19 protein-coding genes and 2 pseudogenes are annotated in these 24,151 nt (G+C 62.5%); 8 read left to right on the top strand and 13 right to left on the bottom strand.

Annotated elements, in window-relative coordinates; genetic code table 11:
- Positions 1-76: 76 nt before the first annotated feature.
- Positions 77-670, top strand: a complete 594-nt coding sequence (locus ACHMXK_RS03070) for a hypothetical protein (protein WP_397437580.1) — start codon at positions 77-79, stop codon at positions 668-670.
- Here the strand turns inward: ACHMXK_RS03070 and ACHMXK_RS03065 are convergent.
- Positions 667-1,598, bottom strand: a pseudogene (locus ACHMXK_RS03065) (LysR substrate-binding domain-containing protein). The gene ACHMXK_RS03070 and the pseudogene ACHMXK_RS03065 sit on opposite strands and share 4 nt — an antisense overlap.
- 172 nt (positions 1,599-1,770) lie before the next feature.
- Between ACHMXK_RS03065 and ACHMXK_RS03060 the strand changes: the two are divergent.
- The 3 genes from ACHMXK_RS03060 to ACHMXK_RS03050 are packed head-to-tail and all read left to right on the top strand — an operon-like array spanning position 1,771 to position 5,657.
- Complete coding sequence (locus ACHMXK_RS03060; RefSeq protein WP_397437578.1) at positions 1,771-2,961, top strand: acyl-CoA dehydrogenase; 1,191 nt, start codon at positions 1,771-1,773, stop codon at positions 2,959-2,961.
- Positions 2,962-2,966: 5 nt separating this feature from the next.
- Positions 2,967-4,178, top strand: a complete 1,212-nt coding sequence (locus ACHMXK_RS03055; protein WP_397437577.1) for a CaiB/BaiF CoA transferase family protein — start codon at positions 2,967-2,969, stop codon at positions 4,176-4,178.
- Positions 4,179-4,226: 48 nt separating this feature from the next.
- Positions 4,227-5,657 (top strand): aldehyde dehydrogenase family protein, encoded by a 1,431-nt coding sequence (locus ACHMXK_RS03050; protein ID WP_397437575.1) that lies wholly within the window; start codon positions 4,227-4,229, stop codon positions 5,655-5,657.
- A gap of 30 nt (positions 5,658-5,687) precedes the next feature.
- Here ACHMXK_RS03050 and ACHMXK_RS03045 read toward each other — a convergent pair whose 3' ends face one another.
- The 12 genes and pseudogenes from ACHMXK_RS03045 to ACHMXK_RS02990 form a co-directional block, all read right to left on the bottom strand.
- Positions 5,688-9,332 (bottom strand): molybdopterin cofactor-binding domain-containing protein, encoded by a 3,645-nt coding sequence (locus tag ACHMXK_RS03045; RefSeq protein ID WP_397437573.1) that lies wholly within the window; start codon positions 9,330-9,332, stop codon positions 5,688-5,690.
- Positions 9,329-9,829 carry a (2Fe-2S)-binding protein gene (locus ACHMXK_RS03040; RefSeq protein ID WP_397437571.1) on the bottom strand — a complete coding sequence of 167 codons (501 nt, stop codon included), beginning with the start codon at positions 9,827-9,829 and terminating at the stop codon, positions 9,329-9,331. The genes ACHMXK_RS03045 and ACHMXK_RS03040 overlap by 4 nt, the downstream gene beginning before the upstream one ends.
- Entirely contained in the window at positions 9,826-10,977 is a 1,152-nt protein-coding gene (locus tag ACHMXK_RS03035) for an ABC transporter substrate-binding protein (RefSeq protein WP_397437569.1), read from the bottom strand. Before ACHMXK_RS03035 ends, ACHMXK_RS03040 begins: the two co-directional genes overlap by 4 nt.
- A 95-nt stretch (positions 10,978-11,072) precedes the next feature.
- The gene (gene pncA, locus ACHMXK_RS03030; RefSeq protein WP_397437567.1) at positions 11,073-11,801 is read right to left on the bottom strand and encodes a bifunctional nicotinamidase/pyrazinamidase; all 729 of its coding nucleotides are present in this window, start codon (positions 11,799-11,801) and stop codon (positions 11,073-11,075) included.
- Between the two features lie 48 nt (positions 11,802-11,849).
- Complete coding sequence (locus ACHMXK_RS03025; protein WP_397437565.1) at positions 11,850-12,581, bottom strand: ABC transporter ATP-binding protein; 732 nt, start codon at positions 12,579-12,581, stop codon at positions 11,850-11,852.
- Complete coding sequence (locus ACHMXK_RS03020) at positions 12,578-13,414, bottom strand: ABC transporter ATP-binding protein (RefSeq protein ID WP_397442427.1); 837 nt, start codon at positions 13,412-13,414, stop codon at positions 12,578-12,580. Before ACHMXK_RS03020 ends, ACHMXK_RS03025 begins: the two co-directional genes overlap by 4 nt.
- Before the next feature lie 62 nt (positions 13,415-13,476).
- On the bottom strand, positions 13,477-15,393 hold the full coding sequence (locus tag ACHMXK_RS03015) for an ABC transporter permease (RefSeq protein WP_397437563.1): 1,917 nt from the start codon (positions 15,391-15,393) through the stop codon (positions 13,477-13,479).
- A 71-nt stretch (positions 15,394-15,464) separates the two neighbouring features.
- Entirely contained in the window at positions 15,465-16,664 is a 1,200-nt protein-coding gene (locus ACHMXK_RS03010) for an ABC transporter substrate-binding protein (protein ID WP_397442426.1), read from the bottom strand.
- Between the two features lie 51 nt (positions 16,665-16,715).
- Positions 16,716-17,301: pseudogene (locus tag ACHMXK_RS03005) on the bottom strand (amino acid synthesis family protein).
- Between the two features lie 41 nt (positions 17,302-17,342).
- The gene (locus ACHMXK_RS03000; RefSeq protein ID WP_397437561.1) at positions 17,343-17,984 is read right to left on the bottom strand and encodes an amino acid synthesis family protein; all 642 of its coding nucleotides are present in this window, start codon (positions 17,982-17,984) and stop codon (positions 17,343-17,345) included.
- Between the two features lie 22 nt (positions 17,985-18,006).
- Positions 18,007-18,915 (bottom strand): UPF0280 family protein, encoded by a 909-nt coding sequence (locus tag ACHMXK_RS02995; RefSeq protein ID WP_397437559.1) that lies wholly within the window; start codon positions 18,913-18,915, stop codon positions 18,007-18,009.
- An 11-nt stretch (positions 18,916-18,926) separates the two neighbouring features.
- On the bottom strand, positions 18,927-20,561 hold the full coding sequence (locus ACHMXK_RS02990; RefSeq protein ID WP_397437557.1) for a 6-hydroxynicotinate reductase: 1,635 nt from the start codon (positions 20,559-20,561) through the stop codon (positions 18,927-18,929).
- 263 nt (positions 20,562-20,824) lie between these two features.
- On the opposite strand from ACHMXK_RS02990, the gene fdxA reads away from it, so the two are divergent.
- The 4 genes from fdxA (at position 20,825) to ACHMXK_RS02970 (ending at position 24,128) form a co-directional block, all read left to right on the top strand.
- Positions 20,825-21,154 carry a ferredoxin FdxA gene (gene fdxA / locus ACHMXK_RS02985; RefSeq protein ID WP_397437555.1) on the top strand — a complete coding sequence of 110 codons (330 nt, stop codon included), beginning with the start codon at positions 20,825-20,827 and terminating at the stop codon, positions 21,152-21,154.
- A gap of 35 nt (positions 21,155-21,189) precedes the next feature.
- On the top strand, positions 21,190-21,963 hold the full coding sequence (locus ACHMXK_RS02980) for a ferredoxin--NADP reductase (protein WP_397437553.1): 774 nt from the start codon (positions 21,190-21,192) through the stop codon (positions 21,961-21,963).
- A 206-nt stretch (positions 21,964-22,169) separates the two neighbouring features.
- Positions 22,170-22,859 (top strand): TetR family transcriptional regulator, encoded by a 690-nt coding sequence (locus tag ACHMXK_RS02975; protein ID WP_397437551.1) that lies wholly within the window; start codon positions 22,170-22,172, stop codon positions 22,857-22,859.
- 72 nt (positions 22,860-22,931) lie between these two features.
- Positions 22,932-24,128 (top strand): amidohydrolase family protein, encoded by a 1,197-nt coding sequence (locus tag ACHMXK_RS02970; protein WP_397437549.1) that lies wholly within the window; start codon positions 22,932-22,934, stop codon positions 24,126-24,128.
- The last annotated feature ends 23 nt before the right edge of the window (positions 24,129-24,151 follow it).

The raw sequence follows: 24,151 nt of genomic DNA, 5'->3' as shown, positions 1-24,151 counted from the left end.
GCCAGAGGCAAAGTCGGCACCGGTGTTTCCCGGCTTTGCGTAAAGTAGCGTTGTTCCCATCCGCTGGAGACACCCGATGAACAACACAATCACGCTGCCCCTCTGTTTACGCCCCCTGTCCGCGTTGCTGGCCACCAGCCTGCTGATGCTGGTCGGCCTGCCCGCCTGGGCGCAGTTTCCCACCACAAGCAACCGGACCGAAATCTGGAGCGGCTCAGGCGCAACGCCGGACCGCGACGCCATCGACAGGGACAACTGGCAATGGCAGCGCGAGCAACAGATGCGCCAGCAGCGTGAGTTGACACGCCAGCAGGACGAACAAATCCGGCAAAGCCAGGAGTCACTCGGCCAGCGCGCCTTGCGAGAGCAGGCGCAGCGCAACGGCACTTATGTACCCGACGGCCCCGGGCTCAGCGACCAGGAGCAAGCCTGGCGCGAACAGCAGCAACTGCGGCGCGCGCAAATTCAGCAGCAACGCGAATTGACACGCCAGGATGATTGGCGGCAGCAGCAAAGCCAGGAGTCGTTGGGCCAGCGCGCCTTGCGCGAGCAGGCGCAGAACCGGCGGGAACAGGGCCGCGCCGCGGTGCAGGACAACCGCCAGTTCAGCCCTGACACCAGCCCGCCGACCCGGCCACCCCGCCCCATGCCACGCCCGGGCCGGGACTAGGCAACCCGCGGCACGCGGGCCACCGTCCCCACCGTCTCGCGGTAACGCGTCGCCTCCTCGTCCAGCCAGGCCCGAAACAGCGCCAGCACGGGGTTGTCCGATTTTTGTTCGGGTAGATCAGGTAATAACGCCGGTCGCTGGAAAACTCATGCGGAATCAGCTGGACCAGGCGCCCCTGCTGCAAATCGTCTTCAATCAAAAAGCGCGGGATCAGGGCCAGGCCCTGGCCATGGATGGCGGCCTCGGTGGTGATGGAAAACAGCTCCATGCGGGCACCGGCCAGGTCGTTCTCGACCGACAGGCCCAGCGACGCAAACCATTGGCGCCAGGCATAGGGCCGGGTGCTCATCTGCAGCAGCGGCAGGCTGGCAAAATCCGCCGCCTTCAGCGTGCGGCGGGGTTTAACCAGCGCCGGGCTGCCCACGGCCACGATGCTTTCGTCCATCAGGAAACAGGACTCGGTGCCAGACCAGCCCGCCTCCACGGCACAAATCGCCGCGTCCAGGGCCGTATCGGCAAACAAAAAAGGCCGTGTACGGGACGACAGGTGCACCGTGATGTCGGGGTGCAGGCGGTGAAAAGCGCCCAGGCGTGGCACCAGCCATTTGGCGGCAAAGGTCGGCACAATGCCCAGCTCCAGCGCACCGCCGGCGCCGCCCTTGGCCATCATCTGCAGGGTGTCGCGTTCGACATCGTCCAGGCGGGCGCGCACATTGCGGGCGTAGTTGGCACCGGCGTCGGTCAGCAGCACACCGCGTTTGGTGCGCCGGAACAGCTTGACGCTCAGAAAATCTTCCAGGCCGGCGATCTGCCGGCAAACCGCGCTTTGTGTTACCGAGTGTTCCTCCGCCGCCTGGGTGAAACTCTGGTGGCGCGCCGCCGACTCAAACAGTGCCAGGGCCGTGGTCGAGGGGATTTTGCGTCGCATGGGGCTGGGCCTTCCGATCTTGGAGTTCTATTTTCGCACAAACATGTTCCAAATAATGGCTTGCGTCCAGGCCTCAGCTAGTCGTATGCTCTGGAAATCTTGTGATTCCCTCAAGGCCTGAGTTGCGATTTTCGCACACAGTGCGTTCCCCACACCCCCTGGAGATTTACCCATGAGCACTTCCCTGAAAAAAGCCAGCTTCCACTGGGCCGACCCTTTGCTGCTGGACCAGCAATTAAGCGACGAAGAACGTATGGTGCGTGACTCCGCACGCAGTTATTGCCAGGAGCGTCTGGCGCCACGCGTGCTTGAAGCCTTTCGCCACGAACGCACCGACGTCGCCATCTTTCGCGAGATGGGTGAGCTGGGCCTGCTGGGCGCCACCATTCCCGAAGCCTACGGCGGCGCCGGCCTGAACTACGTGTGTTACGGCCTGGTCGCGCGTGAAGTGGAACGTGTCGACTCCGGTTACCGCTCCATGATGAGTGTGCAGTCCTCGCTGGTCATGGTGCCTATCAACGAGTTCGGCAGCGAAGCGCAAAAGCAGAAATACCTGCCCAAGTTGGCCACCGGCGAATGGATTGGCTGCTTCGGCCTGACCGAACCCAACCACGGCTCTGACCCCGGCAGCATGATCACACGCGCCCGCAAGGTGGCCGGTGGCTACGCGCTGACCGGCAGCAAGATGTGGATCACCAACAGCCCGATCGCCGACGTGTTCCTGGTCTGGGCCAAGGACGACGAAGGCACGATCCGCGGCTTTATCCTGGACAAGGGCAGCAAGGGCCTGAGCGCCCCGGCCATCCACAGCAAGGTCGGTCTGCGTGCATCGGTCACCGGCGAAATTGTCATGGACGCGGTGTTCTGTCCTGAAGAAAACGCTTTCCCCGACGTGCGCGGCCTCAAAGGCCCGTTCACCTGCCTGAACTCCGCACGTTATGGCATCGCCTGGGGCGCCCTGGGTGCGGCCGAGGACTGCTTCGAAAAAGCCCGCCAGTACACCATGGACCGCAAACAGTTTGGCCGCCCCCTGGCCGCCAACCAGCTGATCCAGAAAAAACTCGCCGACATGGAAACCGAAATCGCACTCGGTCTGCAAGGCTGCTTGCGCCTGGGACGCATGAAGGACGAAGGCACGGCCGCGGTCGAAATCACCTCCATCATGAAACGCAATTCCTGCGGCAAGGCGTTGGACATCGCCCGCATGGCGCGTGACATGCTGGGTGGCAACGGCATCAGCGACGAGTTCGGCGTGGCACGCCACCTGGTCAACCTGGAAGTGGTCAACACCTACGAAGGTACACACGATGTGCACGCGCTGATCATAGGCCGCGCCATCACCGGCATCGCCGCTTTCTCCTGAAGCCGATGAACACGACTGCTGTTCGCCCGCCGCCGCTGACCGGTATTCGGGTGCTGGATTTGTCGCGTGTGCTGGCCGGGCCCTGGGCCGGCCAGATGCTGGCCGACCTGGGCGCCGATGTGGTCAAGGTCGAAAAACCCGGGAGCGGTGACGACACACGTTCCTGGGGACCGCCCTACCTGAAAGACGCCTCGGGCCGGGACACCAGCGAAGCCACGTATTTTTTGTGTGCCAACCGCAACAAACGTTCGGTCGCCATCGACATCGCCACACCCGAGGGCCAGGCGCAGATACGCGCGCTGGCGCAACAGGCCGACGTGGTGCTGGAGAACTTCAAGCTGGGCGGGCTCAAGCGTTACGGGCTGGACTACGCGAGTCTCAAAGAAAGCAACTCGCGCCTGGTGTATTGCTCCATCACCGGTTTTGGCCAGACCGGCCCTTACGCGGCGCGTGCGGGTTACGACTTTCTGATCCAGGGCATGGGCGGGCTGATGAGTGTGACCGGCCAGCCCGACGGCGAGCCGGGCGCCGGGCCACAGAAGGTTGGCGTAGCGCTGACCGACATCATGACCGGCCTTTACGCCACGATTGCCGTGCAAGCCGCTTTGGCCGAACGCGAAAAATCCGGTCTGGGCCAACACATCGATCTGGCTTTGCTCGACGTGCAAATTGCGTGTCTGGCCAACCAGGCCTCCAACTACCTGGCCGGTCAGTTGGTGCCACGCCGCATGGGCAATGCCCACCCTAACATCGTGCCTTACCAGGACTTTCCGACAGCCGATGGCGACATCATCCTGGCGGTGGGCAATGACGGCCAGTTCGCGAAGTTCTGCGCGGTGGCCGGCCACCCGGAATGGTCGGCCGACGCGCGTTTTTCAAGCAACGCCCAGCGTGTGGCCAACCGCGCCGTGTTGGTGCCGCTGCTGCGCCAGGCGACAGTGATGCGCCCCTCTAGCGACTGGATAACCGCGCTGGAAGCCGCCGGTGTGCCTTGTGGTCCGATCAACCGCATCGACGAGGTGTTTGCCGACCCGCAGGTGCAAGCGCGCGGTCTGCACATCACCCTGGACCATCCGCTGGCGGGCACTGTGCCGCTGGTGGCCAACCCAATTCGCCTCTCCGGCTCACCGGTCAGTTATCACTCACCGCCGCCTATGTTGGGCCAACACACGGACGAGGTGTTGGCGCAGTGGCTGGGCACGGTGCCCGCGCTTTGACACTCCTCCTCAGCCAAGGCTGAGGTTTTTTCGACAGGACTCTGCAGCATGAAACGCAACTACATTGCCGGCGAATGGGTGGCTGGCGCCAGCGCCAAACCCAACATCAACCCCTCGGACACCAGTGATGTGCTGGACGACTACGCCCACGCCGACGTGTTGCAGACCGAAACCGCGATTGCCGCCGCACGCCAGGCTTTTCCCGCCTGGTCCACCGGCTCCATCGAGGCACGCGCCGCGGCACTCGAAAAAATCGCCGCCGAACTGCTGCTGCGCAAGGACGAGTTGGGCAACCTGCTGGCGCGTGAAGAAGGCAAGTCACTGCCCGAGGCGATTGGCGAGGTTGCCCGCGCCGGACAGATTTTCCGGTTTTTCGCCGGCGAGGTTTTGCGCCAAAGCGGCGAACGCCTGCCCTCGGTACGGCCTGGCCTGTATGTGGAAGTCACACGCGAGCCATTGGGGGTGATAGGCATCATCACGCCCTGGAATTTTCCGATTGCCATCCCGGCCTGGAAAATTGCGCCGGCGCTGGCTTACGGCAATTGTGTGGTCTTCAAACCGGCCGACCTGGTGCCGGGCTCCGCCTGGGCGTTGGCCGAGATCATCAGCCGGGCGGGTCTGCCCGAGGGCGTGTTCAACCTGGTCATGGGCCCCGGCAGCCGGGTCGGCCAGACCATGATCAACCATCCCGACATCGATGCCATCACCTTCACCGGCTCCGCCGGCGTGGGCCGCCAAGTGATGGGCGCGGCCACCAGCCGCCTGGCCAAGGTGCAGCTGGAAATGGGTGGAAAAAATCCACTGATTGTTCTGGCCGACGCCGATCTGCAGACCGCCGTGAATTGCGCAATCCAGGGTTCTTATTATTCGACCGGGCAACGTTGCACCGCGTCCAGCCGGCTGATTGTTGAAAAAACCATCCTGCCGCAATTTGTGGACGCCTTGACCACACAGCTGCGCGCCTTGCGTGTGGGTGACGCGAGAAAACCGGACACCGACATCGGCCCGGTGGTGGATGCGTCCCAACTGGCGCAGGATTTGTCTTATGTGCAGATCGGCCAACAGGAAGGCGCACGTCTGGTCCACGGCGGTGTGGCGCTCCAGCGCGAGACCCACGGGTTTTATTTTGAGCCCGCGCTGTTTGTCGACGCCGACGCGTCCATGCGTATCGCCCGTGAAGAAATTTTTGGCCCGGTGGCTTGTGTGATCGCCGCCGACAACTACGAACACGCGCTGACGCTGGCCAACGACACGGAGTTCGGTCTGTCGGCCGGCTTGTGCACCACCTCGCTGAAACACGCGACCCACTTCAAACGTTTCGCCCAGGCCGGCATGGTGATGGTCAATGCACCCACGGCGGGTGTGGACTACCACGTGCCGTTTGGCGGCCGCAAAGGCTCCAGCTACGGGCCACGTGAACAAGGCCGTTATGCCGCCGAATTTTTCACCATCGTCAAGACCGCTTACACCGCGAGTTAAGACCCCCGCCAGGCGCTAAGCCTGGCGGGCTTAATGTTCGTCCGCGGCGTCGCGCAAGCGAGAAATACTGCTCTTCAAGTCGCGCCACGCCGGCTCGCCCGGCGCATAACGGCTGCGCATGTAAGTGGCCAGTGACTCGATCTGTTCATCGTTCAGGCTGTGGCGGAAGGCCGGCATGAACCCGAGGTCTGTGGTCGCAGGAGCACGGATGCCGCCGAGGATCACACGGATCAAGTTGTCGGGCCGCTCGCTGTGCAGATTGCTGTTGAGCGCCAGCGGTGTGTTCACGCCCAGCAGGCGCGGCCCGTCGCCGTCGTGGTGGCAGGAGGCACAAGCGCCGTTGAACAGGCGCTGGCCCGGGCCCGGCAAACCGGTGAAGGACTGCTGCGCGGACAGGACCACTTGCCTGGCGCGTTCGGCACTTTCCGCCTCGGACACAGGCTCGTTGTACGACGCCAGATAAGTGGCCATGGCCCGGATATCCTGGTCCGGCAGCGCACCCAACTCCTTGACCACCGGCCCCATGGGGCCAGCCGCCATGCCGTGTTGCGGCGAGTGGCCTTTGCGTAGGTAGCTATACAGTGCGTCGCCGGTCCAGGGCACGGGTGAGCGCGAGAGTGCGGTCAACGCCGGCGCCTCCCAGCCATCCACCATGGCACCGCTCAAAAAGGCTTTGCCACTGCGCTCGGCGCCAAAGGCGTTGCGCGGCGTGTGGCAGGCGCCGCAATGGCCCAGGCCATTGACCAGGTAGGCGCCGCGGTTCCACTCCACCGTCTGGGTCGGGTTGGCCTGGTACGGCGTGGGGTCGTGGAACATCGCGTTCCAGGCGGCCATCAGGGGCCGCACGCTGTAGGGAAAGGCCAGCTTCGTCGCCGGTAGTTCTGAACGCACGGCCGGCTGGGCCATCAGGTAGGCGTACAGCGCGGTCAGGTCCTCGTCGCTGGTTTTGGCAAAGGCGGTGTAAGGAAAAGCCGGGTACAGGTGATGGCCGTCGCGCGAGATGCCTTCACGCATGGCGCGCTGAAAAGCACTGAACGACCACAAGCCTATGCCAGTGGTCGCATCGGGCGTGAGGTTGGTGCTCACTATCTGGCCAAAAGGTGTGTCCATGGCCCGGCCGCCGGCATTGGGGATACCTCCCGGCGCGGTATGGCAGACCACACAATCACCCGCGGCCGCGAGTTGGCGACCGCGCTCCAGCGTGGCCGCCGTGTAAATCGACGCACCGCCCTGCACCACGGGCGCAATCGCCGGCCGCCAGCCCAGCAGGGCCGCCGCCAGGCCAAACACGCCGGTCAGCAAGGCGCCGGTTCGGGACCAGCGGCCCAGACCTCGCGGCCAGACCGCCTTTTCTGGCAATCGCGCCGGCCTCCGCGCGGGTCCCGGCAGACGTGTCGCTTCCTGTTCCGGCACCGGGTTGAGCGCCGCTCGCACCACCTCAGGCGTAAACGGCGGCTGGCGAAAACGCACACCGGTGGCATCAAAAATCGCATTGGCGATGGCCGCCGTACCGGGCACAGACGAAGACTCGCCGGCGCCCAGCGGTGGCTCGCCGGGACGCGCCATGGTCACAACCTCGATCACCGGCACATCCCTGAAATTCAAAATGGGATAACTGCCCCACTCCAGACTGGCCACGGTATTGGTTTGCGGGTTCAGTTGCACCTGCTCGGTCAGGGCGCGGCTGGTGGTCTGCATCACATTGCCGTGGATCTGGTGCTGCACACCGGCCGGATTGATCAGGGTGCCAGCGTCATGCCCCACCACCACACGTTTGACATGCACCTCGCCGGTTTTCCGGTTGACTTCCACATCGGCCACCCAGGCCGCCCAGGCGGCGCCATAACCCGGCCATTTGCTGTGCATATAACGTGCGTAAGCCACGCCCTGGCCCTGCACGATGTCCGTGGGCTCGCCCGCTTGCGGGCGCTGCTGTTGCGGACCGGTATGCACCTGCCAGCCGGCGCGGTCCGCCGTCGTCCGAACCAGTTCGGCGGCCCGCGGCTCCGTCAGGTAACGCAGGCGAAACTCCACCGGGTCAACCCCCGCCGCCGTGGCCAGCTCATCAATGTAGGACTCGTGTGCAAATGAATTGGGCAGCGCCGAGACACCCCGCAACCAGGAGGCACGCAGCATGGGCGCCATGTCGTTGACGGTGACACGCAGGTTGTCGTAATCGTAGGGCGGGCGAGCCGTGCGGTCACCCATTTCGTAGGCTTGCGCCAGCGGCTCTATGGTACGCGTGAGCAGCAAGGCCAGCATGGGCGCGCCGTTGGACGGATACGAGGTCTGAAAGTCATAGGCCGCGACGGAGCCGTCTGCGTTCAGCCCGCCCTGGACTTCCATGAGTTGCGCCGCACCCTTGGGCTCCCAGGCATGTTCCTGCTCGCGTGTCAGCTGCACACGCACAGGCGCGCCCACGGCACGCGACAACAAGGCGGCATCCGCGGCCACATCGTCGGCGCAGTTGCGTCCGTAACAACCGGCAGCTTCCATACGGATCACATTGATGTCCACATCGGCCAGGCCGATCAGGCGTGACAAGTCGGCGCGCAACACGTGCGGGTTCTGGCTTCCGGCCCACACCGTCATGTGGTCGGCGCGCCAGTCGGCCACCGCACAGGATGGCCCGATGGAGCCGTGCATCTGGTAGGGCCAGACATAGTGGCGCGCCATGGGCTGCGCCGCGCCTGCCAGCGCGGCATCGACGTCGCCTTCGTCAACCAGCTTGCGCTGCGTCGACGGGTTGGCGCGTATGGCCTGCGCCAGGTCGTCCAGATTGGTCAGCCCCGGCCAGGGTTTCCACAAGACGCGTAATTCGCGTAGCGCCTGTTCGGCCTCCTCCTCACGCTCCGCGACAATGCCAACAAAATCGCGAATCACCACCACGGCGCGTATGCCCGGGATATGTGCAATCGACGACTCGTCCACCGCCTCCAGCGTGTTGCCGATGAAATCACCGTGGTCCGCACCCGCATATGGTGGTCGCACGACACGGCCATGCAACATGCCCGGCACCCGCATGTCGTGCACAAAGGTCAACTCGCCGGTGGCCTTGGCGGGGATGTCCACACGGGCGGTGCTGGTCCCGACAATCCGGTGCTCTTCCGGCGCCTTGAGCGGCGTATTCAGCGCCAGGGAAAGCGCCACCTGTTGCTGTGCCAGCAAAGGCCCATAAGCGATGGATCGGGCCTCGTCACCTTTCACGCTGACCATGCCATCACGCACACCCAGCAGGGCGACGTCCACTTGCAGATGCATGGCAGCGCGGGCCAGCAGCCACGCGCGGGCCTGCGCCGCCGCCGCCCGTAGCGGCACCGAATGAATCTGTATCGACGCACTGGCAATCGTCGCGCCCTGGTTGGGCGCACGTGTGGTGTCGCCGAGAACCATGTTGACGCGCTCCAGCGCCACATCCAGTTCCTCGGCCACGATCTGACTCAGCGCCGTGCGTATGCCGGTGCCCAGGTCCACATGGCCATTGAGGGCCGTCACGCTGCCGTCGTCCCACACGGCAATCAGGATTTCAACACCCTCCTGCGGATTGCCACTCACCAGAGCAGGCTGGCCCTTGAACGGAGGCGGCGCGGGCGGCGGCTCGCGCGTCACGAGTAATACCCCCATCGCCGCATGAAAGTCGGCCCGTGTGAGCGGCGTGTCCGCGCGGCGGCTCATGGCTGGCTCCCAAGAGAACGGGCTTGCCGCATCAACACCGCCGCGCGCTGCACGGCCTTCACAATTTCGAGATGGGTGCCGCAGCGGCATAAATTGCCCGACAACTCGCGGCGTATCTCGCCCTCATCCGGATCGGGGTTGCGCGCCAGCAGCGCCGTGGTCATCATGATCATGCCGCTCAGACAATAGCCGCACTGGGCGGCCTGCTCGTCAATAAATGCTTGTTGAACCGGGTGCAGCGCGGCACGTGATCCCAGGCCTTCCAGCGTGGTGATTCTCCGGCCGGCCACACCGCAAGCCGGGATCACGCAGGCGCGTGCCGCAACCCCATCCACCAGCACGGTACAGGCGCCACACTCGCCCAGGCCACAACCGTATTTGGGACTGTTGAGTTCCAGGTCGTTGCGCAACACGCCCAGCAAGGAGGCCTCTGCAGAAACGGCCAGCGTGTGTTCCACCTGGTTGACGTGCAGGGTCACGACCTGGGGGGGTGTCATCGGATCAGACTACCGCTGGCGGTGTACATCTCGAGCTCCACGAAGTTGGAGCCATTGTGGTTTTTCGGGCCATAGTCCACCCGGAAGTCGCCCAGATCCAGACTGCCAAATCCTTCCAGTGCCGCGACAAAGTTCTCGCGGGTCAGTTGGCGCCCGGCACGACGCAAACCTTCGACAAAGGCCTTGGCCGCAATATAACCTTCCAGCACGGTGTAGTTGTCGCCAGATCCTGCCGACGCACCCAGTGCCTTGCGGTATTCCTTGACGATGGCATAACGCTCCAGGGTTGGCGACGGCACGATGCTGGCCGTGATGACACCACGCAAGGCGCCGTTCAAACGCGTGGCCGAGGCCTTGGCATCGGCCAGGCCCACCGAGATGGTGTACAGCGGCGCACCCAGGCCGGCGGCGCGCACATCCCGGATCAGGACTTCCGACATCTTGCCGGCCATGATCATGATGATGACGTTGGCCGAGGCCTGCTTGATCTGCGCCGCGATGTCCTGGGCGCTGCTCGCCTCAATCGCCATGGGAATGGTTTTGACGACCTGCAGCTTTTCCGCCTTGGCAAGTTCGAGCAAGGTGTCCAGATTGGACTTGCCGAACACACTGTCCTGGTAAACCACGGCCACCTTGTCATTACCCACCACAGCCAGTTGCTGCGTGATACGCGCTAGCTCGGCCTTGTAGCTGGCGCGCACATGAAAGAGGTAGCGGCTGTGTTTGAGGCGAATCGAGCTTGTCCCCACCAGCGGCGCAAACAGCGGAACTTTGGCTTCCTCGGCAATCGGTATGGCCGCGATCAGGTTGGCCGTGGCCACGTAACCGATCAGCGCAAACACCTGGTCCTTTTCGATCAAACGCCGGGTATTTTCGACCGTGCGTTTGGGATCGTAGGCGTCGTCCAGCGCGGTCAGCGCCAGCTTGCGCCCATGCACACCGCCGGCCCTGTTGACCTGCTCGAAGTAAAGCTCGATGCCGCGCCGGTAGTTGTTGCCGGTCGCCGCCACCGGCCCGCTGAAGACCGCCGTCTGCCCTATGCTGATAGCTGTGTCAGTGACGCCGGTCTCGGCCTGGACCGGCAGGACGGCAACCAGCGCCAGCATCCACACCGCACAGGTCCACCCGCGCGCTCGAAACGAGTTCATACATTTTTCCATCGGTTGTTCGGCCCTGGTCACGCGGCCAATCCGCCACGCCCACAAAGGCTTTGAGGGTCGCCGGCAAGTGCCGGCGTCGTGACTCAGGCCAGGTCGCTGGACTGGATCCGCTTGACGCCGCTGGCCGCCATCTTTTTCCAGGCCGCGGCCAGCGACCCGTTCAAATCGATTGCGCGTGTGGCGTCTTCGATTACATAGACCTCGAAGCCGGCCTTGCGTGCATCCAGCGCCGTCCAGGCCACGCAGAAGTCGGTCGCCAGCCCGGTCACAAACACACGCTTGATGCCACGCTGCTTCAGATACCCGCCCAGGCCGGTCGGGGTCTTGCCATCCGCCTCGGTAAAGGCCGAATAGCTGTCGACCTCCTGGTGGTAACCCTTGCGCACAATGACCTGCGCGGTGGGCACCTGCAGGTCCTTGTGCAGTGCTGCGTCCTCGGTACCTTGCACACAATGGTCGGGCCACAAGACCTGATTGCCATAAGGCATTTTTTGAATCTCGAAAGGTTTCTTGCCGGCATGTGCACTGGCAAACGAAGCATGGCCTTTGGTGTGCCAGTCCTGCGTCACCACGATGTTTTCAAAACTGGTGGCGAGTTTATTGATCACCGGCACCACCTCTTCGCCGCCTTTCACCGGCAAAGTGCCGCCAGTCACGAAACAGTTTTGCACATCGACCACAATCAGCGCGCTTTTTGCATCGGGCTTGACCTTGGTCGCTGCGAAGGCAAGGCCGCCAGCCGCACCGGCGGCCGCGAGCAAGCCGGCACTGGACAGGGCTTTCAACAGGGTTCTGCGTTGGGCTGGATGCATGATGCGATCTCCTGACGGTAGGTGACATGACGACGACAAAAAGGCGTATTACACACTGAGGTAAGCGCGCCTGACCTCTTCGTTGGCTGAGAGTTCGGCCATCGATCCTTCGTAACGGATCTGCCCTTTTTCAAGCACATAGGCCCGATCCGACACCAACTCGGCAAAATGCATGTTCTGCTCGGACAGCAGGATGCTCACGCCCTGGGCCTTGAGTTCCAGAATCATCTGTGCCATCTGCTCCACAATCACCGGCGCCACACCTTCGGACGGTTCGTCGAGCAGCACCAGATAAGGATTGCCCATCAACGTGCGTGCCACCGTCAGCATTTGCTGCTCACCGCCGCTCATGCGGCCACCGGGGCGATCGGGCATTTCACCGAGATTGGGAAACAGCTTGAACAGACGTTCCGGCGTCCAGACCGGTGCGGCGGCGCCGTCCGACCAGTGCCGCGCGGGCTGCCTGCCGACGTCAAGGTTCTCCATCACCGTGAGGTCGGTGAACACGCGCCTGTCCTCGGGCACAAAACCCAGGCCCAGACGTGCCGCCACATGCGGCTCGCTTCTGGAAATGTCCTGCCCCAGAAAATGCACAGCACCGCGGCGCTTGGAAAGCATGCCGATCAAGGTCTTGAGCGTCGTCGATTTACCCGCGCCATTGCGACCCATAAGAGCCACCACTTCGCCCCGCCGCACCTGCAGATCCACGTCGTAAAGAATCTGGGCCGCGCCATACCAGGCCGCGAGGCCCTTGGCATCTAACAGAAGTTCCGCGCTCATGATGCATCTCCGATGGAGGCCGCGACGGCCGCCGCTTTCTGCGCGATCTTCTCAAAAGTCTTCCCACTGCCGAAGTACACCTCCTGCACCTTGGGATGGTCGCGAATCTCCAGGGGTTTGCCCTGGGCGATGAGCCGGCCACGCGCCAGCACGATCATGCGGTCAGCATAGGCAAACACCACATCCATGCTGTGTTCGGTGAACAGCACGGCCATGCCGCGGTCGATCACAAGTTGTTTGGTCAGTGCCATCAGCGAATTGCGTTCCTTGGGGGCCATACCGGCCGTGGGTTCATCCATCAACAGCAGTTTCGGGCTGTTGGCCATGGCGATGGCGAGTTCGACACGTTTGACGTCGCCGTACGCGAGTTCGCTGCAGGGTCGGTCGGCCTGGGGTTTCATGCCGACCTGCTCCAGCAGCGCCAGCGCCTCCTCACGTTTGTAATCGGCGGCGCGGCGCCACATCGCAAACAGCTTGCCGTCATGTGAGAGCAAGGCCATCTGCACGTTTTCAATCACGGTCAGCGAGGCAAAGGTCTCGGCAATTTGAAACGTACGGCCCACACCCAGGCGCCAGATGGCGCGCGGTTTACGCCCCACCAGTTCTTGGCCATTGAGCAGGATGGAACCCTGGTCGGCCGCCAACTGGCCATTGACCATGTTGAAGGTGGTGGACTTGCCGGCACCGTTCGGGCCTATCAGCGCCAGCAATTCGCCGGCCGCGAGATCGAAGCTGATGCCGTCCACGGCTTTCACGCCGCCGAAAGATTTGCCCAGATTGTTGACCTGAAGCAGAGGTGCCAGACCCTGGCGACGCGTGCCGGCCTCTGGCATGGCCATATCTTGACTGCCCGCCGAAGAGGTGTTCATGGGCCCGGAGTAGGCCACAGCTGTCGTCATGCTTTCACCTTTTTTGTTTCAGCCTCTGAAATTTTTCCGCGCAGCCGATCAAACAGCTGTTTGGCAAAACCGGCCACGCCCTGAGGAAACAGCAGCACCAGCAGCAAAATGATGGCGCCCAGCATCGCGCGCCAGTAGTCGGTGTTGCGCGCCACGGTGTCGTGCAGCCAGGTGAAGGTCACCGCGCCCACCACCGGTCCCGCCAGGGTCTGGATGCCGCCCAGCAGCACCATCACCAGGCCATCCACCGACTTGCCCACACTCAGGCTCTCGGGTGAAATACTGCCCTTGGAGAAGGCATACAAAGATCCGGCCAGACCCGCGGCAGCGCCGGCGATGATAAACGCCGTCCATTGCATACGTTTGACATCGATACCGATGGCATCGGCACGCAGTGCCGAGTCGCGTCCGGCGCGCAAGGTGTAACCAAAAGGCGAAAACAACACGCGACGCAACCACAGGACGGCGGCAATCACCAGCACCAGGGTCAACCAGTAATACATGCGTTTGTCCGACAGCCATCCGGAAGGCCAGACCCCGGTGAGCCCATTGCTGCCACCGGTGAATGAATCCCACTGGTAGGTGATGGCCCAGGTGATCTGCGCAAACGCAAGCGTCAGCATCGCCAGGTACACGCCCGACAGCCGCACCGCGAACCAGCCGTAGATAAAGGCGCCGGCAGCGGCCACCAGCGGTGCGAGCACCAGTGCCAGTTCCATCGGCATGCCACTGGAACGCACCAGCAAGGCCGCGCCGTAAGCCCCCAGACCAAAATAGGCGGCGTGGCCGAAAGAATGCATGCCGGCCGGCCCCATGATGAAGTGCAGGCTGGCCGCAAACAATGCCGCAATCAGCAGATCAATCATCAACACCGTGGTGTAAGGCGAACCCGCGGTGAATAAAGGCATGGCCGCCAGCACCAGCCCCAGCACGGCCGCGGCAATGACATAGGTCCGGCTGCTTTTGCGCAGCGGCTCCTCCTGCATGCCGACATAACGGCTGGGTGCTTGTGGCCGGCCAAACAGGCCCCAAGGCCGCCAGACCAGCACAATGGCCATGACCAGGAAGTCAGCCACCAGCGTGAGTTTGGAAAACGAAATGCTGTAGCCGAAAATTTCGACCACGCCCAACCAGATACAAATCGCCTTGATCTCGGCAATCAGCAAGGCCGCCGCATAAGCCCCCGGAATTGACCCCATGCCGCCGACCACCACCACCACAAACGCCGAGCCTATGGTGTTGAGGTCCATCTCCAGCGTGGCCGGTTCGCGCGGCAATTGCAAAGCGCCGCCCAGGCCGGCCAACATGGCGCCCAGCGCAAACACGGCGGTAAACAGCCAGGCCTGGTTCACACCCAGCGCGCTGACCATTTCACGATCTTGTGTGGCGGCGCGCACCAGCGTGCCCCAACGTGTGCGCGTCAGCAGTAGCCACAACAGGCCCAGCACCACCGGCCCCACCACGATCAGGAACAAGTCATAGCTCGGGAACTGGCGACCCAGAATCTCGACCGAGCCCGATAGGCCCGGTGCACGGGGACCCAGCAGTTCGTCGGGGCCCCACAAATAAAGCACCGCATCCTTGATAACCAGCACCAGCGCAAAAGTCGCCAGCAACTGAAACAGCTCGGGCGCCTTGTAGATGCGGCGCAGAAGCACCATCTCTATCAGCGCCCCCAGGATACCGACGGCCACCGCGGCCAGCAGCAAGGCGGGCCAGAAACCCAGGCCACCGCCCAAGCGCTCGACCAGCGTGTAAGCGATGTAGATGCCGACCATGAAAAAAGAACCATGGGCGAAATTGACAATCCGCGTGACGCCGAAGATCAGCGACAGACCGGCTGCCACAAAAAACAGCGACGAAGCGCCGGCCAGCCCGTTGAGCAACTGGACGATGAAGCCTGAAAAACTCATTCAATAATCCTCTGGAGCCCATGGACCACATTGCGCTGCTCAAGCCACGCAATGCGGTACGGGCTGGTTGCTCAGTCTGCGGCGCGGGATTTCTTCACGTCGGCAGCGGAAGGCTGGAACATGGCACCGTCGAAATAGGTGTAGTCCACCATCACGCCCTTGCCATTGTCATTTTTCGTCTTGCCAACGAAAGCGCCCATCGTGGACTGGTGGTCCTCGGCCCGGTAGCTGATCTTGCCGAAGGGTGTCATGAGCTCCAGGCCCTTGAAAGCGGCCACCAGCTTGGCGGAATCCGTGCTTTTGGCCTTGGCTGCGCCAGCGGCGATGGACTTGATGGCACTGTAGCCAACCACCGAGCCAAGGCGTGGATAGTCCTTGAACTTGTCCTGGTATGCCGTGAGGAAGGCCTTGTGTTCCGGTGTCTGGATGCCGTGCCAGGGGTAACCGGTCACAATCCAGCCGTTCGGGCTCTCATCCTTGAGCGGGTCGAGGTACTCGGGTTCACCGGTCAACACGCTGACCACGTCGCGGCCCTTGAACAGTCCGCGCGTGTTGCCTTCGCGAACGAACTTCGAGAGGTCGGCGCCGAACAAGACGTTGAAAATCGCATCGGGTTTGGCATCGGCCAGGGCCTGCACCACGCTGCCGGCATCCACCTTGCCGAGTGGCGGCGCCTGTTCGGCCACGAACTCGACATCAGGCTGCGCGGCCTTGAGCAGTTGCTTGAAAGCGGCCACGGCCGACTGGCCATACTCGTAGTTGGGGTACACCACCGCCCAGCGCTTTTTCTTCAGCTTGACCGCCTCGGGCACCAGCATCGCGGCCTGCATATAGGTTCCTGGACGCAAGCGGAAGGTGTACTGGTTGCCACCCTGCCAGGTCATCTTGTCGGTCAGCGGTTCGCCGGCCAGGAAGAAAAACTTTTTCTGCTTGGCGAAGTCGGCCACAGCCAAACCGGTGTTCGACAGGAAAGTGCCGGTCAACACGTCAATCTTTTCGCGCGAGATCAGTTCTTCAGCCACACGCACGGCATCACCGGGGTTGGCATTGTCGTCACGCGTGATCAGTTCGAGCTTTTTGCCATTGACACCACCGGCGGCATTGATCTCCTCCACCGCGAGTTCCATGCCTTTTTTGTAGGGCTCGAGAAAAGCGGGCTGGGCCTTGTAGCTGTTGACCTCGCCAATCTTGATCACCCCTTGGGCATGCGCTGTCACCAGCGAAGCCATAAGCCCCAGGCAGGTCACCGTGCTCAGAACTTTGAATTGCATTTTCATAAAAACTCCTGTCGTGGATCGGATTAAGCTGGAAGGGTTCGGTGTTTACCGGAGCCCGTCTTCGCCCTTGATGTCGTGGATCTGCAGTCCGCCCACGCGCGGTAGTGGCCGGCCACTGTCTGTAACGACGACAGCAACCACAATTTCATTGGCACGGGGCGCATCGGCCACACGGGCTTCCATCGCATCGAAGTGGCTGCGCACAAAAGCCGCATCCTTGTGCCCCAGCGGCACATCAATCGCAGTACCCAGACCCCCGCGTTTTTTGCTGGACGGCACCAGGGCCGCACCTTTTTCAACCGCCAGGCGCAGCGGCGCACCCCAGCTTGGGATGCAGGATGGCCGCGGCATGCTCCAGTTCCCCGGCCTCACCCACAATCGCCGCCTTGCCATAACTGTGCGCCTGGCCAGGCGCAATACCCAGGGCTTCCACGCATTTTTTCCCCAGCAGAGCGCCCAGTTCTTCGCCGATGGCGATCAACTCATCGAGGTTTTCCTGGTACACGCCGGCAAACGGGTTGGCGATCACGGCCATGGCGAGTGCCTTGCGGGTTGGCGGATTGACCGCGTGGCCCATTTCAACACGGGTCTCGTCGACCTGAACAATGATTTTGCGAATTTTGGCTGTCATGATTTTTTTCCTTGAAGGGGGTCGTTCTATGCCGTGCGGGATCAGCGCAAGCCGTCCCACTTGCTGATGGCGCTGGCAGCCAGGCCACCCACACGCGCGTGAACGCGCGGGCCGGTACTCATCGCCAGAATGAAGACAATTTCGTCCGCCAGCGGCGCGCCAGGCACGCGCACTTCGATGGCGTCGAAATGGCTGCGTACATAAACGGCATTGACATGGGTCATGGGCACATCCAGCGTGGCGCCGGGTCCGCCCACTTTTTTGGTCGAAGGCACGATGGCCAAGCCGTTACCGGGTTGCCCTGTTTTTTCTTCGCCCTGGCCTTTGGCGTAGGCCTTGGCGTCGCCTTTCCAGCCCAACAGTTCGCGCATGGCATAACCGCCTGGCACATGCCAGAGCGCGCCATGTTCCAGCTCCCCGGCTGCCCCCACGATCGCGCCTTTGCCATAACCCTCAATGCGCTCAGCGGGCACATCCATCGCGGCACGCAGGCGCTGCGCCATGTCGAGACCGACGGGTTGCAGCGCCTCCATCATCGGCAGGATGTCAGCTTCGTAACGGCCCGCATACGGATTCGTGAGCACAACCCCAATCGCACCTCGCAACAGCGGGGTGGAAGCCACAGGACCAAACTCGTGCTGAATTTGCTCCACGTGCGTAAAAATGCGTCGTATTTCAATCATCGCTTTGCGTCCATCCATTTCATTAAGCAAATACCGAACCAACCCGCTGGTGCGCGCGCCGGTTTTCCAATGTTTTCATGGCGGTGTCGCCGGTGGTCGCGATCTGATTCTGACAAACCAGCGCGGCAGACCAGATCAAGCCAGCAGCGCGCAAGGCCTGCGCGCGCTTGAGCCCCGCACGCAAGGCCTGCTGCACCCTGTCAGGCGCCAGTGGCGGCACATCCACCGTCACCAGCAACGACCCCAGGTCGGTGTCGTCTTTTAGCTCGCAGGCGGGCCGGCGCACGATACGGGCGTCGTCCAGGTTCACGGCATTGGCAATCACGGTCGCCGCGGCGTCGGCTTCTGAAGCCGTGCGCGCCAAGACCGTGACGCTGTCGGCAATTCCCAGCGAAAAACTTCGCCCGCGCCAACCGCTGGTGGCCACACCACGGACCGGCAACACGCTGGACACGTCAAACTGGCCATCTGTCAGGATGCCATCCCGAATTTCATCCAGGCCCAGGCGGGCAATATCCGCGTAAAGGCCGATCCGCACCGATTGCGAGGGCGCCAGGTGCAAGGCGATGTCGCCGCCGTTATTGATCCAGGCCCGCGTCACACCGCTGCGCTCGTAACAGGCGACAAGCTCCTGGGCCACCGCACCGGCCACCGCCGCCATCGGGGTGATAAAGCTGCTTTGATAAGGCTGGCAGGCCTGCCACATGCGCCTGGCGATCGGCCCTTGCACCGGGCAGTCGCCCTGCACCGGTCGCCGCAGGGCGGCGAGCTCCTGCACCAGCTCGTCCAGAATGCTTGTGAAACGTTGCCACGCCGCGGCATGCGCTGCGTCCACGAAGGCCGGACTGCCATGGGCACCAATGACAATGTCCATGGGCCCATGCTGGAAATGCCAGCGGCCATCGGACAGTTGCGTGCGTTGGGCAAGCATGCTTGATCCGTTTAGCCCAGCAAGGGAGGACGCGCCAGCGGCCAGGGATTGGCCAACGGCAGCTGGACCCACGCCAGTGCCGATGGCGCACCTTCGTTGTGCCAGGCGCCCCGCCGCAGTGCATCTTCCAGCGTACGCACGTAGTCCATGTGGCCACCTAGGGCACGGTAGTCGTCCAGCTTCATGCTGAACTCAATCGGCGCCACGATGGCCGGTGTAGGCACGGTGCCAAAGCTGTTGTCCGGCATACGCATGACATCGGCCATCACGGTGATGCCGCCCCCCGGCCACACATAGGCCGGCGCGCCGCCGCAGGTGACATTCACCAGGGCCTCCTTGATGGCGCGGGTCAGAAGCACCGGATTTTCCGTGACACCGGCACGCAAGCTGCCGCCTGCGCCGCCGAGAAAAAGCACGGTGGACAAAGACGGTTCACAATTTTCGCCAATCCGCTCCACGATGCGGCGCACCTCTGCGGGCATCTCCTGCTCCACAGGTTGAAGCGCTTCATCCAGCACATACCAACTTGCATGTTCGCCGGTGGTTGAGGTCATCAGCAGGCGCAAGCCCGGCCAGGCGGTGGCCGCATCCCAGCTTTCAATGATGGACAAAGGGTCGGCGATGTCGGTGCCGCCCCAGCCGGTGCCGGGGTTGGCCACCTGGAAATACCGGCCTGGCGTGGATTTTCGCCCGCGCATCTTGATGCCCGACGCCCGCATGTCCAGACAGCGGCCGGCCTGGTGCTCGGTCAACACACCGGTGATGTGGTCATCCACCACCACCACCTCGTCCAGCTTGCCGAACAGCTGCTTCGCAAAAATGCCTATGGTGGCCGAACCGCAGCCGACACGCATGCGTTTTTCTTCCACGCCGTTGACAATCGGCGCACGACCGGCCTGGATCAGGATCTGGGAGCCGCCGTCGATGGTGAACTCCACGGCCTGCTTGTTGCCCAGCGCCTTCATCATCTCCACCGTCACGCGGCCTTCTTTTTTGCTGCCGCCGGTCAGGTGATGCACGCCGCCCAGCGACAACATCTGGGAGCCGTACTCCGCCGTCGTCACATGGCCAACAACCTCCCCCTTGCAGCGGACATTGGCCTGCTCGGCGCCCAGAAAACGGTCGGTGTCTATCTTGACCTTGAAGCTGCAGTAACTGAAGATGCCCTCCGTGACCACGGTGACCAGATCGACGCCGGCGGCTTTCGACGACACAATAAATGGCGCTGGTTTGTAGTCCGGGTAAGTCGTCGACGACCCGACACCGGTAACAAACACCTCGTCAGCCAGCAACAAATCCCCACTCCACGACGCTGGCGCAGCCGCCGCCGGGGCACCTTCCGGCAACAAGGCTTGCTCATCCACAGCCACGCGACCGGCAAAAGCCACCACAGGCGCTTCCTGATCCGCCAGGGTGCGACGCAACAACAACACCGGATCGACCCGCACCAGGGTGCCGCTGCGATTGGCATACCGGTCGCAAGCGCCGCTGCGGCCGTCCGAAATCTGGCACAACACGGGGCAGGCATTGCACTCGATTTTTTCGCTGTTCATGCGCTCATTGCGCGGCCGGGCTTTCTCCAGCACCTGGGGAAGCTCGGGTGCATCCATGCCGGGCAAACCATCCGTCTTTGTATGTTCAGTCATCGTTGTCGCCGTCTTGCGGCCATCCGTTCGATCGTGTCTTTGATGTAGTGCACACTTAATTCATGTGTTGCATTCGCTACATTTAAAATCAATGTAGCGCATACGGATTTCCTGCGCAATAGTGTTTGCGAGCCGTTTTTCTGAAATCGCAAAAAATGTTGCACTCACTACATTTCAATGTTGCGTTCACTACATTAATGTGGCACATTGGCAGCCATGGATGATTCGCCAGCCACCTCGGCCTGTGCCACCAAGGAGCACCTATGACTCACGTTGTCACCGACCCCTGCATCAAATGCAAATACACGGATTGCGTCGATGTCTGTCCGGTAGACTGTTTCAAGGAAGGACCGGACTTTCTGGTGATTGATCCGGACGAATGTATTGATTGTGCCGTCTGCATCCCGGAATGCCCGGTGAATGCCATTTATGCCGACACGGACACGCCCGATCACTTTCAGTCCTTCCTGGAAATCAATGCGCGCCTTGCCCAGGGCTGGCCCACCATCTCCAAACGCATCGCGCCCTTGTCCAGCGCAGAGCAATGGAAAGACAAAACCGGTAAGCTGGCGAGCCTAGACTCTGTCAACTGAAGACTTCAACCCCTCTCCTACATCCGTCCATCACCATGAGCGCTTTCAACGAAGAAACTGTCCTGTCCGTCCACCACTGGACCAACAAGCTGTTCACGTTCACCACCACCCGCGACCAGTCCTTGCGCTTCAGCAACGGCCACTTCACCATGATTGGCCTGCGCGTCAATGACAAACCGCTGCTTCGTGCCTACAGCATCGTGAGCCCGAATCACGAGGAACACCTCGAGTTTCTCAGCATCAAGGTGGCAGACGGCCCCTTGACCTCGCGCCTGCAGCACATGAAAGTCGGCGACAAGATCATCGTCGGACGCAAACCCACCGGCACGCTGGTGATTGACTACCTGCTCCCCGGCAAACGCCTCTACCTGCTGTCCACCGGTACCGGTCTGGCACCGTTCATGAGCATCATCCGCGACCCGGAGACCTACGAGCGGTTTGAACAGGTCATCCTGGTGCATGGCGTGCGCCAGGCTGACGAGCTGGCCTACCACGACCTGGTGGTCGACCACCTGCCGCAACACGAATTCCTCGGCGAGCTGATCTCCAAGCAATTGTTGTATTACCCGACCGTTACCCGGGAAGCCTACCGCAACATGGGCCGCGTCACCGACCTCATCGAGAGCGGCAAGATGTTTGCCGACCTGAACTTGCCAACGCTGGACCCGGCCCATGACCGCGTCATGATTTGCGGCAGCCCGGGCATGCTCAAGGATCTGAAACACCTGCTTGAAAAAACCGGCTTCAAGGAAGGCAACACCTCCAAACCCGGCGACTTCGTCATTGAGCGTGCTTTTGCCGAGCAATGAAGAGGATGGCCCCCACGCTTGTCGCTACGCGTACTGAGCTGCCCCCCGAGGGGGCTTTTCCGCCTAGGGGCGGCCCGACGGCGGAACGGGCTTCCCATATGGCGCGACCCCTGACGCGGCGGACAGCGGCTGATTTTCCTGGCACGGCCCGGCAAAACGTAGCCCTCTGAAGACTCACCAGACCGCGACCGGAATTCCACCCAGCCATGACAGCCAAGACCACCACACCCCGTTCACCCGCCCCCAAGCGTGCACCCGCAAAACGGCCTGGGGTACGGGAGCAGGCGGCGCAAACCACACGCGACAACATCCTGCGCGCGGCCACCAAGGTGTTCGCCCGTTATGGCTACGAGGGCGGCAGCGTCGAAAAAATCTCGCAAACTGCGAAATCCTTCGACCGGATGATTTATTACTACTTCGGCAGCAAGGAAGGCCTGTTCATCGAGGTTCTTGAGGACATGTATCGCCGCATGAACGACGCGGAGCTGGCGCTGCAACTCGACATCGAACAACCGGTGGCATCGCTCACGGAAGTCATCAACTTCGTGGTCTCTTATTACAGCAAAAACCCCGAGTTCATCACGCTGCTGAACACGGAAAATCTGCACCGCGGCAAACACATCGTCAAGTCGGCGCGCGCCCGGGAATATTCGTCTCCGGCGATTGCCATCATCCGGAAACTGCTGGAAAGTGGTGTCAACAAAGGTGTTTTTCGCGCCGATGTTTCCGCGCGCAATGTTTACCTCCTGATCGCCGCGACCGCCTATTTTTACATCTCCAACCGCCACACCCTGTCGGCCTTCCTGGGTGAAGACCTGCAGGCGCCGGAAGCCCTGGCCGAATGGCAGGCCTTCATCATCAGCACCGTGTTGCGCACCGTCATGACCACCCCCTGAGCGCCGCGACCACGCCAGCGTGGTCGCGCGCACCGGCGTCATTCCCACACCCCCCATAAAAAAGGACTCCCCATGGCAGAAGCCGCTTCGACCGGAAAATCAGGAAAAGTCGTCATCACCAACATAGGCCTGCTGCTGTCCGGGGACATCGACCAGCCCATCCTGGACGCCGACACCATTGTGGTGAACGATGGCCTGATCGTGGCCGTCGGCAAGGCCAAGGATTGCGACACCGCCCATGCACAAACCGTGATTGACGCGCACCAGACCTGCGTGGCACCTGGCCTGATCGACAGCCATGTGCACCCGGTTTTTGGCGACTGGACCCCGCGCCAGAACCAGATCGGCTGGATTGACTCCACCATGCACGGCGGCGTCACCACCATGATCTCGGCGGGCGAGGTGCACCTGCCCGGCCGGCCCAAGGACATTGTGGGCCTGAAAGCGCTGGCCATCACGGCGCAGCGCGCGTTTGACAACTTCCGGCCCGGTGGCGTCAAGGTGCTGGCCGGTGCACCCGTCATTGAAAAGGGCATGGTCGAGCAGGATTTCAAGGAACTGGCCGAAGCCGGCGTGACCCTGCTCGGCGAAGTCGGCCTGGGCTCGGTCAAGGCCGGTTACGAGGCCAAGGAAATGGTGGCCTGGGCACGCAAATACGGCATCCAGAGCACCATCCACACCGGTGGCCCGTCGATTCCCGGCTCCGGCCTGATCGACAAGGACGTGGTGCTGGAGGCCGATGCCGATGTGATCGGTCACATCAACGGCGGCCACACCTCCCTGTCGGAAAACCATGTTTGCGAGTTGTGCGAGAAATCATCACGTGCGATCGAGATCGTCCACAACGGCAACGAAAAGGTCGCGATTGCCGCGGCCCAGGCCGCGTTGCAGCTCAAATGCCCGCACCGCGTGATCCTGGGCACCGATGGCCCGGCCGGCTCCGGTGTGCAGCCGCTGGGCATGTTGCGGCTGATTTCGCTGTTGTCCAGCCTGGGCAACATCCCGGCCGAACTGGCCTTTTGTTTTGCCACCGGCAACACCGCACGCATTCGCAACCTCAACTGCGGGCTGATAGCAGTCGGCCGCGACGCGGATTTTGTTTTCATGGACAAGGCCCAGCACACGGCCGGCCGCGACCTGCTGGACAGCGTGCAGCGCGGCGATATTCCGGGTGTGGGCATGGTGATGATCGACGGCCTGGTGCGTTGCGGCCGCAGCCGCAACACGCCGCCAGCCACCACCATTCCCAGCGTGGTGACCCATGCGTGAGGCCTTCGCCACGCCCTGGCCGT

This window comes from Polaromonas sp. UC242_47 (assembly GCF_044452385.1).
In the GTDB taxonomy this organism is placed as follows: domain Bacteria; phylum Pseudomonadota; class Gammaproteobacteria; order Burkholderiales; family Burkholderiaceae_C; genus Polaromonas.
The sequence above is the reverse complement of the archived record's forward strand: the minus strand, read 5'-3'. Positions and strand labels throughout refer to the sequence as shown.

What these genes read in the sequence shown, in the direction of transcription:
- ACHMXK_RS03070 (WP_397437580.1), top strand. Translation starts at nt 77, where the DNA reads ATGAACAACACAATCACGCTGCCCCTCTGTTTACGCCCCCTGTCCGCG.
- ACHMXK_RS03060 (WP_397437578.1), top strand. Translation starts at nt 1,771, where the DNA reads ATGAGCACTTCCCTGAAAAAAGCCAGCTTCCACTGGGCCGACCCTTTG.
- ACHMXK_RS03055 (WP_397437577.1), top strand. Translation starts at nt 2,967, where the DNA reads ATGAACACGACTGCTGTTCGCCCGCCGCCGCTGACCGGTATTCGGGTG.
- ACHMXK_RS03050 (WP_397437575.1), top strand. Translation starts at nt 4,227, where the DNA reads ATGAAACGCAACTACATTGCCGGCGAATGGGTGGCTGGCGCCAGCGCC.
- ACHMXK_RS03045 (WP_397437573.1), bottom strand. Translation starts at nt 9,332, where the DNA reads ATGAGCCGCCGCGCGGACACGCCGCTCACACGGGCCGACTTTCATGCG.
- ACHMXK_RS03040 (WP_397437571.1), bottom strand. Translation starts at nt 9,829, where the DNA reads ATGACACCCCCCCAGGTCGTGACCCTGCACGTCAACCAGGTGGAACAC.
- ACHMXK_RS03035 (WP_397437569.1), bottom strand. Translation starts at nt 10,977, where the DNA reads ATGAACTCGTTTCGAGCGCGCGGGTGGACCTGTGCGGTGTGGATGCTG.
- pncA (WP_397437567.1), bottom strand. Translation starts at nt 11,801, where the DNA reads ATGCATCCAGCCCAACGCAGAACCCTGTTGAAAGCCCTGTCCAGTGCC.
- ACHMXK_RS03025 (WP_397437565.1), bottom strand. Translation starts at nt 12,581, where the DNA reads ATGAGCGCGGAACTTCTGTTAGATGCCAAGGGCCTCGCGGCCTGGTAT.
- ACHMXK_RS03020 (WP_397442427.1), bottom strand. Translation starts at nt 13,414, where the DNA reads ATGCCAGAGGCCGGCACGCGTCGCCAGGGTCTGGCACCTCTGCTTCAG.
- ACHMXK_RS03015 (WP_397437563.1), bottom strand. Translation starts at nt 15,393, where the DNA reads ATGAGTTTTTCAGGCTTCATCGTCCAGTTGCTCAACGGGCTGGCCGGC.
- ACHMXK_RS03010 (WP_397442426.1), bottom strand. Translation starts at nt 16,664, where the DNA reads ATGCAATTCAAAGTTCTGAGCACGGTGACCTGCCTGGGGCTTATGGCT.
- ACHMXK_RS03000 (WP_397437561.1), bottom strand. Translation starts at nt 17,984, where the DNA reads ATGATTGAAATACGACGCATTTTTACGCACGTGGAGCAAATTCAGCAC.
- ACHMXK_RS02995 (WP_397437559.1), bottom strand. Translation starts at nt 18,915, where the DNA reads ATGCTTGCCCAACGCACGCAACTGTCCGATGGCCGCTGGCATTTCCAG.
- ACHMXK_RS02990 (WP_397437557.1), bottom strand. Translation starts at nt 20,561, where the DNA reads ATGACTGAACATACAAAGACGGATGGTTTGCCCGGCATGGATGCACCC.
- fdxA (WP_397437555.1), top strand. Translation starts at nt 20,825, where the DNA reads ATGACTCACGTTGTCACCGACCCCTGCATCAAATGCAAATACACGGAT.
- ACHMXK_RS02980 (WP_397437553.1), top strand. Translation starts at nt 21,190, where the DNA reads ATGAGCGCTTTCAACGAAGAAACTGTCCTGTCCGTCCACCACTGGACC.
- ACHMXK_RS02975 (WP_397437551.1), top strand. Translation starts at nt 22,170, where the DNA reads ATGACAGCCAAGACCACCACACCCCGTTCACCCGCCCCCAAGCGTGCA.
- ACHMXK_RS02970 (WP_397437549.1), top strand. Translation starts at nt 22,932, where the DNA reads ATGGCAGAAGCCGCTTCGACCGGAAAATCAGGAAAAGTCGTCATCACC.